Source organism: Candidatus Andeanibacterium sp., assembly GCF_057143545.1.
This window is the reverse complement of the sequence record NZ_DBNHSF010000028.1, coordinates 20040-29549: the sequence shown is the minus strand read 5'-3', so window position 1 is coordinate 29549 and position 9510 is coordinate 20040. Positions and strand designations below refer to the sequence as shown.

Here is a 9510-nt window from a genome sequence, read left to right as displayed (position 1 = left end):
CCCTCTCAGCTGACGTCATGTCCTTGCCTAGACCATGCCGCCTTTCCCACCGATTAAGCATCGTAATGCGGTGAACCGGTAAAGAAAATGCCCGGGATGAGTTTACACCCCGGGCATTCTGTTCCGCTTGACTAAAATGTCGCCTATTCGCGTGCCGAACCCATGAAGCGCAGCAGGAACAGGAACATGTTGATGAAGTCGAGATAGAGGCTCAGCGCACCGCTGATGGCGGCCTTGCCGAGATATTCGGCCCTCTCGCCTTGGCCCCATCCCGAAGCGGCGACGGCCAGATATTCATGCTTGAGCCGCTGCGTGTCCCACGCTGTCAGCCCGGCAAAGATCAGCACGCCAAGGAAACTGACGCCCCACATCAGCGCTTCGGACTGCAGCCAGAGATTGAGCAGCGATGCCACGAGCAGGCCGATCACGCCCATGATCAGGAAGCTGCCCCAGGCGGAAATGTCCTTGTTGGTTGTGTAGCCCCACAGGCTGAGGCCGGCGAAGGCGCCCGCCGTTGCGAAAAACGTCGTCGCGATCGAACTGCCGGTATAGCGGATAAATATCGTCGACAGCGACAGGCCCATCAGCACCGCGAAGCCCCAGAACATCATCTGCAAGGTCGTTCCGGAAAACTTGTTGCGCCCGAAGCTCATCGCGAACACGATCGCCAGCGGCGAAAGCGCGATCACGAACCACAGTGGGCTCGTGACGAGCGAGAACACCAGCCCGGTCGTCGCGGTCAGCAAGGCAACGATACCTGTGAGCAGGACGCCGCTGGTCATGTAATTGTAGATCGAGAGCATGTGGCTGCGCAGGCCAGCGTCGAATACCTCGCCAGTCCGCGGCACGGATGCCCCGGTGAAACGCTGAGAGGTGCCGAAACCCGTCTGCGAACGGCCGGGATCGTTCCAATCTGCCATTTTTCTAACTCCTCTGCCGGCCACGAAAGCGGGCCGGTTCGTTTGCGAATATCGCCTCTGGGCGGCAGATTTTCAAGGGAAACCGGCGAAAATCGACAAACTGTTACATTAACCCTGCGAACGCGCCTGTGCGGCCATTTCCGCGCTCCGGTCGCGCGCGCCGCGCAGGGTTGCGGCGACCAGCCGGGCCAACGCATCGCCTGAATCGAGAATGTCGAGCCCCACCTGGGTAACTCCGCCGGGGCTCGCCACCCTGCGCGCCAGTTCGCCCGGTGAAAGCCCGGACGACGCTGCCAGCAGCGCCGCTCCCTCGACCATCGACACAGCCAGTCTTTCCGCCTGCTCGCGCGGCAGGCCGAGCTCCGTGGCGCCGGCCGCCAGGGCATCGATGAAGCGATAGACGAAGGCCGGACCCGATCCGGCGAGTGCGGTGACGAGGTCCATCAATGACTCATTCTCGAGCCACTGGACCTCGCCCAGCGGTTCCATCAGCGCATCGATCTTCTCGTGTGGCTGATCGGAAAGTCCTGCTCCGATCAGCGCGATCGGCGACTTGCCCAGCGCCGCTGCAAGGTTGGGCATGACCCTGACGATTGCCGAAATGCGCGGGAAATGGGTCGCCAGCGTTTCGAGCTCGACCCCGGCGAGGATCGAGAGCAGCACCGTTCCCGGACCGGCGAGCGGCTCGAGGGCAGGCGCGACGTCCGGCAGCATTTGCGGCTTCACGCCCAGCAAGATCGCATCGAACGCGCCCTCGCGCGGAATCTCGCGCAGCAAGGTCACGCCCGGCGGTGCCTGCGGCAGGACCGGGTCGACCACCGTGAACCGCGCAGGATCGATCCCCGAGGCCAGCCATCCAGCCAGCATCGCGCCGCCCATATTGCCGCAGCCGACGATCAGGATGGACGAAAATTCCATGCGTAGCATTCTCCAGTCTCCTCTCCCGTCAATGGGAGGGGCCGGGGGAGGGACTCAAGTTCAATTACATGCCCTCCCCCAACCCCTCCCGCAAGCGCGAGGGGAAAGAGAGAGCTTCGCAAGACCTTGCTAGGCTTCCCCGGCGGCATCGACCAGCGCGCTGGCGAGTGCATCGGCGGGATTCTTGTCGCCCCACAACACGAACTGGAACGCCGGATAGAACCGGTCGCATTCGGCCACCGCGCTTTCGACGGTCGCCTGGGCCATGCCGATGCTCAGCAATCCGTCATCGCCCAGCATCAGGCCGTGGCGATACAGCAGCACCCCGCCATTCGACCAGATATCGAAATGACCGAGCCAGAGTTGTTCGTTGACCAGGGCCAGGAGCTCGAAAGTCGCGCGCTTCTTGGCCTCTGGCACGCGGATATCGGGCAGGCATATAAGCTGCAGAACGCGATCTTCCTGACGCCAGATGCCGCGCAGCTGGTAGGTCGCCCAGCTGCCCTGGATTTCGCCGGAGATCTCGTTGTCGCTGACGAATTCGCAGGGCCAGCCACGCGCCTCGAACAGCTGTGCCAGCATCTCGACCGGTGCGGCGTCGTCACCCTCGAGTTCCTCTTCGCGCGGCCTCATTCGACCATTTCCGCTATCCTGCTCATCCTGGGCGCTCAATGCGTCGGCTGGGATAAGCCCGCAATCCGCCACCCCGGCAGCGTTGGGCAAAACTCGACTTGGCTGTTCACAAGCTGTGCAAAAAAAGAGCCGGACGAATGAAATGGAGCGGCCACTCGCGAAGTCGCTAGCGGCTTGCAAGGGGAACGGCTTCCTCGCCCTCGCCGCTGGTGAACATGAACGTATCGAGACCCGCCTGCTTGAGCCGGTTGACGAATGCGAGCGCGTCCTCGCGGTTGTCGAACGGGCCGGTCACCAGCCGGTTGGTCTGGCCCCAGCGGACCAGGAAGCCGTTGCGGCCTCTGAATTCTTCGGAATTGCTGCGCGTGAGCCGGCGCCAGTCGAAGCCCAATGCCGAACGATCCCGGCCGGTGGCGACCTGCACCCAGATTCGGCTCGGATGGGCAGGCCGCGCGGGCGGCGGCGCTGCCCTGGCCGGTTCGATCTTGGTGACATCGACCGCACCCGGCGCGAGGTTCGCCGATTCTGACGTTTCGTCGAAATCGGCAAAGGCATCCGAAAGCCTCTGTGGCGCACCGGGCGAGGAATCGGTCGCATTGTCCCGGCCCGGGCCCGCTTCTACCGCAGGCTCATCGGCCACGTCCGCCATGGCAATTTCGCCGCTGCGGCCGGGAGCCAGCGAGAACCCGGGAGCCGGGATAAACGGGTCGTCCGGCCCTGTTGCCTGCGTGGCGCCAGGCACCTCGTCGTCGACAACCGCAACAGCCGCTGCATCGGTCGAATCCTCATCCGCCCCGGAACCTGAATCCTGCGCCGGGCCCATCGACTGTACCCCGGCACCGGCCAGGCCCGGTGCAGAACCCATTTCAGGCCTCTGCTGCTCCGGCGGCAGTTCGATCCGGCCGGCAGGCCGCGTTGCCGCCGCATCTACAGCAGGCAGGGCTGCCGCATCGGCGGGCGATGGCCTTGTGCTGCCGAACGGCTCGCCGGCAGGAACCAGCCGTCCATCGGCTGGCTCCGAGACCATTCGCCCGACATTGGCGGCCTCGGAATACTCGGCAATCCTCGGATCGTCCCTGCCAATTGCGGAGGCCTCCGGGAAATGGCCGAAATTGGCGGCCGCGGCCTGCTGTGCCCGGGTGAGCCGCGGCATGTAGCGCAGGTACGGAGAAATCCGCGAAGCGAGCGAGGCAGGCATGATCGCCTCGGCTATGGTCACGGCTTCCTCGGTCCGGCCCAACGCCGCGAGGGCAAACGCGCGCGTACGATAGGAGGCCAGATCACCTCGCTGCAGCATCGGCAGCAAGGTCGCTTCCGATGCCGGCTGGTCACCGCCGATCGCCTGGCTCAGCGCCAACCGGCGCAGGATTTCGGGATCGCTTTCCTGACCCAGCGCCAGGCGGTAATATTGCTGCGCCCGGGCATTGTCGCCAACCAGGTCGTAGGCAAGCCCGTAATCCCCGGCATGGGGCAAGGGCGAAGCGCCTTCCCGTTCGGCCTCGGCAAACAGCTTCAGGGCTTCGACCGGCTTCTTGCTGTAGACGAGCGCCGCCGCCAATCCCGCCTTGCCACGTCCGCCAGCGATACCGAGGTCCCGCGCGCGCGTGAAAAAGCCGATCGCCGCATCGATGTCGCTCAGCTTGAGCGATGCCTGGCCGGCAATCAGCAACGCCTCGACATCCTGTGGATCCTCTGCGATCCGGCGCAGGGCTTCCGTCAATCGCGCCGTCGCCGGATGCGGCAGTGCCTGGACGACCGCGCGCGAAGATGCTTCGGTCTGCTGCTGGGCCTGGGCGGCCAGCGGCAAGAGACACAGCGTGGCCGCACATAAGGCGGCCAGGTTCGTGGCGGTAAGGTTGCTTTGCCGTTCGATCATCGATCTTCCCTGGCGTGCAGGCATGCAGAGATTATCGCGGATACGGCATGAATGGCGGGCGAACGGTTGCGCTCCTGCTCGCTTATTGATTGTTCTGGCGGCCGAGGAAGCGCGGGATATTGAGCGCGCCGCCGCCCTCATCGTCGTCATCCTCCTCGTCTTCTTCCCGGCTCTTCGCGCCACCGCGCGAGAGGTTGGCCATCCTTTCGAACAGCGTGCTCCCGCCGGGAGATGCCGGCTCGCCATGGGACAAGCCAGCCGGCCCGGCCATACCGCCGCCTGCTTCGCCGCCGGCAACCAGTCCGCGGCGCCGGCCGGCGGCAAAATCGGCAGGCTCTTCTGCGGCGGCCGGATTGTCCTGCTCCGCCAGCCGCGATGCGTCGAGCAGCAATTCGTCGTCGAGATTGCCTCCCTGACCGTCGGCATCCCCGGTTTCACCCGGATCCGCGAGTCTGGAAGTGTCGTTCTCGTCAAATGCCGGGCTGGCCCCGGCCTCCATGGTCAATTCGAGGGTATCGGCCCCGTCGTCGGACAGGTCGTCCCAATCGTCATCCGGATCGGAATCGAAGTCGTCCCCCGCCGCGTCTTCGGCAACGGCGTCGCCAGTCAGCGACCCGTAGGCACCGTCGGCGGTCTCGTCATATTCGTCATCATCTAAGCCGTCTTCATTCGCTGCGGCATTGGGCTGGGCAGACTCTGCAAACTCGTCTTCATCCCGATCCTCCTGGGAAAGCTCAAGCTCTTCAGGGCCATCCTGCTCGAGCGCAGCGGTCAGCTCGAATTCGTCGCCAGCCTGGTCCGCCGATCCGGCGTCTTCGGCCAGCTCGTCCTCGCTCGGCAAAGGCAGCGCCGGCCGCTTGGGACCGCGCGCGCCGCCCAGATTGATCGGCCGTGCCGCGGCGACAGCCTGTTCTGCCGTCTGTTCGATCCCGGTCGCGACCACGGACACGCGGATCTTGCCTGCAAGGTCGGGATTGAAGGCCGAACCCCAGATGATGTTGGCCTCCGGATCGACCAGTTCGCGGATGTGGTTCGCTGCTTCGTCGACTTCGAGCAGCTTCATGTCCTCGCCGCCGATGATCGAAATGATCACGCCCTTGGCCCCCTGCATCGAGACGCCATCGAGCAGCGGGTTGGCGATCGCCCCCTGGGCCGCGTCGAGCGCGCGATTTTCGCCCTCGCCCTCGCCGGTGCCCATCATCGCCTTGCCCATCTCGCCCATCACCGAGCGGATGTCGGCAAAGTCGAGATTGATCAGGCCGGGCATCACCATCAGGTCGGTGATCGAGCGCACGCCTTGCTGGAGCACTTCGTCCGCAAGCTGGAAGGCTTCCTTGAATGTGGTTTCCGCCTTCGCCACCAGGAACAGGTTCTGGTTGGGAATGACGATCAGCGTATCGACATGCTTCTGCAGTTCCTCGATGCCCGCTTCGGCGGCGCGCATCCGGCGGGTGCCTTCGAACTGGAACGGCTTGGTCACGACGCCGACGGTGAGAACGCCCTTGCGCCTCGCTGCCTCGGCAATCACGGGAGCGGCACCGGTGCCCGTCCCCCCGCCCATGCCGGCGGCGATGAAGCACATGTTCACGCCTTCAAGCGAACGCTCGATCTCTTCGACCGTCTCTTCGGCCGCGGCCCGCCCGACTTCGGGGCGCGACCCCGCGCCAAGCCCCTGAGTGATGTCCGGCCCGAGCTGGATCCGGTTCTGCGCAGGAGAAGACTTGAGCGATTGGGCGTCGGTATTCGCCACGACAAAATCGACGCCTTCGATTTCGGCTTCGATCATGTTGGCGACCGCGTTGCCGCCTGCGCCGCCGATGCCGATCACGCTGATCCGGGGACGCATTTCCTCGACCGAAGGCGGGCCGATATTGATGCTCATTGATGCTCCCTTCCGCGGCTCATGACGCCACGATGCCAATTGCTGCGCTTGTGCCACAAAGCGATTCGCGGGTGCAAGCGTCTCAGCCCTTATCCACAGTCTGGCGCGGCATGGTTAAACCTCGCCTAACCTTTAGAAATATTCCTTCATTGCCCGGAACACCCGCCGGGCCATCGCCAGCCCGGTGGGCATCGTCGTTTCCTGGAAGCGCGTCCCGACCGAGCGGATGTCGACCGGATCGGCCGCGGCATAGAGCACCAACCCGGCGAGGGTCGAAAAGCCGGGCGCCCCGTGGGCTTCGGGCAGGCCGGTCAGTGCCGGGGGTTTGCCGATCCGCACCGGACAGGCCAGCGCTCCCTGGAAATAATCCGCAATTCCCGCAAGTTCCGCCCCGCCTCCGGTCAACACCACCTGGTGACCGCGCTGGCCGCGATAGCCCATGGATTTCAGCGCCTTGCCGATCTCGCCCACCAGCCGGTCCAGTTGGACAGTGATCACCGAAACAAGCTCGGCGCGCGGGATGCGGTTCCGGTCGTCGGCATGGCGGGCCAGGGGCAGGCCGGCATCCTCGCCGGGGCCGTTGACCGGGATCATTTCCCGATGATCGGTCGGGCTGGCGATCGCGGAACCGGCGACGCATTTGAGCCGCTCGGCCTGGAACCGGCGAATACCGAAATGCGAAGCGATTGCATCGGTGACGTCACCGGCCCCGATCGGGATCGCGGTCATCCCGAGCAGCATACCTGAGGCATAGACGCCGACATTGGTGATCTCGCTCCCCAGTTCGATCAGCGCGACGCCCAGGTCGCGCTCTTCCTGGTCGAGGCATGCGTGGCCCGCCGCAACCGGCGAAGCGACCACCCCCTCGACTTCGAGATGGGCGTTCTGCACGGCTTCGGTAATATTGCGGACCGGCGCTCCGTCGGCCAGCATGACATGGATATCGACCGCCAGCCGCTCGGCATGCAGCCCCTTGGGATTGGCCACGCCATGCGCGCCATCGAGGGTATAATGCGCCGGTTGGGCATGCAGCACCATCCGGCCGTCGGGCTGGAGGCCTTCGCGCGCCGCCACCAGCAGGTGCTCGATGTCCTCTTCCTCGATCCGCCGCCCGCCGATGTCGATCTCGACCTGGGTGATGCGGCTGGCGAGCCCGGCTCCCGAACAGCCGATCCAGACGCTCGACACGCTCATCCCGGCGAGCTTTTCCGCCCGTTCGATCGCGTCGCGCACCGCGTAAGTGGCGGCAGCCATGTCGGTGACATAGCCGCGCTTGATCCCCTGCGAGGCGCGATGACCCGATCCGAGCACGACCATTTCGCCGCTTTCGGTAAACCCCGCGATCATCGCGGAGATGCGAAACGAACCGATATTGATTGCACCGAAGACCCGGGAAAGCCGCGGATTATTCGCCATCGCCCTCCTCCGCGGTGGAAAGTGAACGGGCTTCGGATCGGCCGGGAATCCGCATCGCGATCCGCCCGGCGACCCGCATATCGAACGCCGTTGCCTGGCCCGCGAGCAATTGGTTCATGCCTTCGAGGCGGGCGAATTTCACCAGCGCATCGGCGGCTTCCTCGCCGCCTTCGGGCAGGGCCAGCACCTGGTCGGTGTCGAAAGTCAGGTTCCAGCGGCGGTTGCCGACCCATTCGGCGTGATCGATCCGGTCGCGCAGCGCCGGCGTAGCTTCGAGCAATCGGTCGAGCGCGGCAACCTGGTTGCCGGCACCGGGCCCCTCGATCACGAGGTAGGCCAGGGCTGCGGACTCGGCAATCGGCTCCAACTCCGCCCCGGTCGCGTCGATCAAGACGTAGCGGCCGGGCTTGCGCATCACCGCATGCGGCTTGCGCTCGACGATATCGATGACGATCGAATCCGGCAGGCGGCGCGACACGCGGGCGTCCTTGACCCAGCTGAGTTCGAGCAATTCCTGCCTGAGCGCTTCGAGATCGACCAGCGGCATCGGCCGCTGCTGGCCGAGCGCCAATTGATAGACCTTGTCTTCATTGAGACGTTCGGTGCCGCGCAACTCGATGTTCCGGACGACAAAACCGGCGTCTTCGGAGAGTTGCGCGACCTGCCGGCCTGCCATGGCCGGGACCCCGGCGAGGCTGGCAACGAACCAGGCCAGGGCCACGCCCCCACCCAGGATCATGGCGAGAAATGCGTTCTGCAGCTGCCTTTCGGTAAACGGCAGGATCCGCACCAGCCAATCGAGGAATGAGCCGGTCCTGGCCCTGGCCGAACGGGCGCGGCGCGCCTTGCTCTGCGCGGCGGCGGTGCGGCGGACGCCCCTGGCCTTGCGCCTGATCGTCTGGCTCATGCCGCTTCCTCCCCGGCATGCGATGAGGCCAGCGCGTCGGCAATGATCGCTTCGACGAGGTCGCCGTAATCCATCCCGCAATAGGCGGCCTGTTCGGGCACCAGGCTCAAGGGCGTCATGCCCGGCTGGGTATTGGTTTCGAGGAGGAACAGCCCGGCCTGGCCCTGCTCGTCGTCCCACCGGAAATCGGAGCGGCTGGTGCCCTTGCAGCCCAGCGCCTGGTGCGCCTTCAGGGCATAGGCCTTGCACAATTCGGCGATCTCGACCGGAATGTCGGCCGGGCAGACATGGACCGTCATCCCGTCGGTATATTTGGCGGTGAAATCGTAGAAGCCGGACTTGGGCACCAGTTCGGTCACGGTCAGCGCCTTGTTGCCAACCACCGCCGTCGTGAGTTCGCGGCCCTTGATATAGGGCTCGGCGAGAAGTTCCTTGAACCGGTTCCACGGCCCTACGGCATCGCGGCGGATCGGATTGCCGCAATTGCTGTCATCGGTGACGATGATGACCCCGACCGAAGACCCTTCATTGATGGGCTTCAGCACGAACGGGCGCGGCAGCGGGTCCTTTTCGAACAATTCCTCGCTCTTCACGATCCTGCCGCCAGGCATCGGGACTCCGCGCGGCACGAGCAACAGCTTGGTCAGTTCCTTGTCGATCGCGATCACGGAGGAAGCGAGGCCGGAATGGGTATAGGGTATGCCCATCAGGTCGAGCATGCCCTGTACCGTGCCGTCCTCGCCCGGAACCCCGTGCAGCGCGTTGAACACGACATCGGGCCTGGCTTCGGCAATCTTCGCCGCAACGTCGCGATCCATGTCGATCCGCGTGACCTGGTGCCCGCGCGCTTCGAGCGCCTCGGCGACGCCCTCGCCGGACATCAGCGAGACTTCACGCTCGCTCGACCAGCCGCCCATCAGGACGACGACGTGGAGTTTGGGGAGGGTCATGCCAATTT

At 65.0% G+C, this 9510-nt stretch carries 8 protein-coding genes; all 8 read right to left on the bottom strand.

The window, feature by feature from the left end; translation table 11 throughout:
* Positions 1 to 143 precede the first annotated feature (143 nt).
* Positions 144 to 920, bottom strand: coding sequence for a Bax inhibitor-1/YccA family protein (locus AC16XC_RS01990; protein ID WP_484032958.1), 777 nt, complete (start codon positions 918 to 920; stop codon positions 144 to 146).
* 108 nt (positions 921 to 1028) lie between these two features.
* Positions 1029 to 1838: a pyrroline-5-carboxylate reductase gene (proC, locus tag AC16XC_RS01985; protein ID WP_484032957.1), complete on the bottom strand. Its 810-nt coding sequence runs from the start codon at positions 1836 to 1838 to the stop codon at positions 1029 to 1031.
* A 129-nt stretch (positions 1839 to 1967) separates the two neighbouring features.
* Positions 1968 to 2471, bottom strand: coding sequence for a type III secretion system chaperone family protein (locus AC16XC_RS01980; protein ID WP_484032956.1), 504 nt, complete (start codon positions 2469 to 2471; stop codon positions 1968 to 1970).
* A gap of 166 nt (positions 2472 to 2637) precedes the next feature.
* Entirely contained in the window at positions 2638 to 4347 is a 1710-nt protein-coding gene (locus AC16XC_RS01975) for an SPOR domain-containing protein (RefSeq protein ID WP_484032955.1), read from the bottom strand.
* An 82-nt stretch (positions 4348 to 4429) separates the two neighbouring features.
* Positions 4430 to 6229 (bottom strand): cell division protein FtsZ, encoded by a 1800-nt coding sequence (ftsZ, locus tag AC16XC_RS01970; protein WP_484032954.1) that lies wholly within the window; start codon positions 6227 to 6229, stop codon positions 4430 to 4432.
* A gap of 132 nt (positions 6230 to 6361) precedes the next feature.
* A complete protein-coding gene (gene ftsA / locus AC16XC_RS01965; RefSeq protein ID WP_484032953.1) occupies positions 6362 to 7645 on the bottom strand; it encodes a cell division protein FtsA in 1284 nt (427 codons plus the stop codon).
* Positions 7635 to 8552 carry a cell division protein FtsQ/DivIB gene (locus AC16XC_RS01960; protein WP_484032952.1) on the bottom strand — a complete coding sequence of 306 codons (918 nt, stop codon included), beginning with the start codon at positions 8550 to 8552 and terminating at the stop codon, positions 7635 to 7637. The genes ftsA and AC16XC_RS01960 overlap by 11 nt, the downstream gene beginning before the upstream one ends.
* The gene (locus tag AC16XC_RS01955; RefSeq protein ID WP_484032951.1) at positions 8549 to 9502 is read right to left on the bottom strand and encodes a D-alanine--D-alanine ligase; all 954 of its coding nucleotides are present in this window, start codon (positions 9500 to 9502) and stop codon (positions 8549 to 8551) included. Before AC16XC_RS01955 ends, AC16XC_RS01960 begins: the two co-directional genes overlap by 4 nt.
* Positions 9503 to 9510: the final 8 nt, after the last annotated feature.